Origin of the sequence: Gordonia sp. NPDC127522 (assembly GCF_042672305.1) — a bacterium.
GTDB classification, from domain to species: domain Bacteria; phylum Actinomycetota; class Actinomycetes; order Mycobacteriales; family Mycobacteriaceae; genus Gordonia; species Gordonia hongkongensis.
The window spans coordinates 1-1,403 of record NZ_JBHXVK010000043.1 but is presented as its reverse complement, the minus strand read 5'-3'; the positions used below and the strand labels follow the sequence as shown (position 1 = coordinate 1,403).

The 1,403-nt window shown below is 69.3% G+C and carries 2 protein-coding genes; both read left to right on the top strand.

Going from position 1 to position 1,403, the window contains the following annotated elements:
• Window positions 1-620, top strand: a 620-nt coding sequence (locus ACFVHY_RS24430) for a helicase associated domain-containing protein (protein WP_390275956.1), incomplete at its 5' end; no start/stop codon positions are given.
• Window positions 621-624: 4 nt separating this feature from the next.
• The gene (locus ACFVHY_RS24425; protein ID WP_390275954.1) at window positions 625-1,326 is read left to right on the top strand and encodes a helicase associated domain-containing protein; all 702 of its coding nucleotides are present in this window, start codon (window positions 625-627) and stop codon (window positions 1,324-1,326) included.
• Window positions 1,327-1,403: the final 77 nt, after the last annotated feature.

Genomic DNA, 1,403 nt, shown 5'->3' with positions numbered 1-1,403 from the left:
TGCACGGTTCCAGCTCACCACCCCGCGGCGCGACGATCGACGGGTTCGCGATCGGTCAGTGGGTTGTCAACCGCCGTGCCGAGTACCGGCGGGGCCAGCTGTCGCCGGAGCGGATCCGCCGCCTCGAAACCGAGTTCCCCGGCTGGGTGTGGAATGTGCGGGACGCGATGTTCGACGTCGGCGTGACCCATCTGCGTCGCTACGTCGCCGTCCACGGCACGAGCAACGCTGGAGAAGGCGATGTGGTCGACGGTTTCGAGATCGGCACCTGGGTTGCTTCCCGTCGCGCCGACTACCGCAGAGGCCGACTGTCGGCCGAGCGGATCGCGCGTCTGGAGTCCGAGTTCCCGGACTGGCAGTGGCTGCCTCAGGACGAAGCCTCCGCGGCCGCGTTCGAAACCGGCCTGTCCCACCTCCGCCGCTACGTCGCCGCCCACGGGACCAGCCAGGTCCCTCAGCGAGACATGATCACCGGGTTCCCGATCGGTATCTGGGTCGCCACTCGCCGCGCCAACTACCGCAAAGGCCGACTGTCGGCCGAGCGGATCCGCCGCATCGAAACCGAGTTCCCCGACTGGCGGTGGACGGTACGACCCGCCGCCACGAAAAGCAGGCGGTGACGCCGTGCCCAGCGAGCACGACTCCCCGACCGCTCGCCGTCGTCGCGCCGACGATCGGCGGTTCGACATTGGGATCGCACACCTGCACCGCTACGTCGCCGCGCATGGTTCGAGCTCACCGGCCCGCCACGCAACGATCGGCGACTTCCCGATCGGCGCCTGGGTCGACAGCCGACGCACCGACTACCGGCTCGGCCGGTTGTCGCCCGAGCGGATCCGCCGCATCGAAACCGAGTTCCCCGACTGGCGGTGGAACGTGCTCGATGCCGCCTTCACGGCCGGGATCGACCACCTGCATCGGTACCGGGCCGTTCACGGCACCAGCAACCCCCGCCAGCACGACGTCATCGACGACTTCCCGATCGGCCAGTGGGCGGCGAACCGCCGCGCCGACTACCGCACAGGCCGACTACCCGCTGGCCGAATCTCGCTCTTCGACAACGAATTCCAGGACTGGCAGTGGCACCCCCAGGACGCAGCATCGGCCGCCGCGTTCGAGGCCGGCGTCGCGCACCTGCATCGGTATGAGGCAGTGCACGGCACCAGCAACCCCCGCCAGCGTGAGGTGGTCGACGGCTTCGCGATCGGCCAGTGGGCGGCGAACCGTCGCGCCGACTACCGTCGGGGCCGGCTGTCGGCCGACCGGGTCCGCCGCCTCGAAACCGAATTCCCCGACTGGCGGTGGACTGCGCGAGGCCGCTCCTGATCCGACCGAAGACCCACGGAGCTGAGGCAACGGATTCAAAGCCCGTGCAGTGTCAGTTCGAGTCTGAGCGAAGGCAC